Origin of the sequence: Flammeovirga agarivorans (assembly GCF_012641475.1) — a bacterium.
GTDB classification, from domain to species: domain Bacteria; phylum Bacteroidota; class Bacteroidia; order Cytophagales; family Flammeovirgaceae; genus Flammeovirga; species Flammeovirga agarivorans.
In genome coordinates this window covers 1-502 of record NZ_JABAIL010000151.1, presented here as the reverse complement: position 1 = coordinate 502, position 502 = coordinate 1, and the positions used below count along the sequence as shown (strand labels likewise).

General features: G+C 57.0%; 1 protein-coding gene. It reads right to left on the bottom strand.

What is annotated here, in order from left to right; genetic code table 11:
• Nucleotides 1–422, bottom strand: a 422-nt coding sequence (locus HGP29_RS28710) for an aromatic amino acid transport family protein (RefSeq protein ID WP_211093495.1), incomplete at its 3' end; no start/stop codon positions are given.
• Between the last annotated feature and the right edge of the window lie 80 nt (nucleotides 423–502).

Below are 502 nucleotides of genomic sequence, written 5' to 3'. Positions count from 1 at the left end.
ACAAACGCCACCAGCAGCGCAAAGCCGAAGCCCGCCGCGCGCGCCGGCACCTTCAGCGACAGTTCACTGAAGGTGTGGTGGAGGATCGAACCGCTCGCCGAAATATAGGCGTAGGTCAGGATATAGAGCACAAAGGCGATTGATACACCGTTCACCAGGTTCCAGCCCTTGCCGAGCAGGTCTTTGGTAATGGTGTCGAAGCTGGAGCCGATGCGGTAGTTAAGATTGGCCTCGAGGATCATCAAACCGGAGTGCAGCATGCAGAACCAGGTGAAGACCAGCGCCGCCAGCGACCAGAAAAACCACGCGCCGGACATCACCACCGGCAGCGAGAACATGCCCGCGCCGATAATCGTGCCGCCGATAATCACCACGCCGCCAAACAGAGACGGACGGGTTGCCGTAGTGGTTAGTGTCGCCATTTACCGATTTCTCCAGTCGAAAATACTTCGCTCACGTTGAGCATGACGCACTGTACCAGTACACGAGTACAAAGGGAATA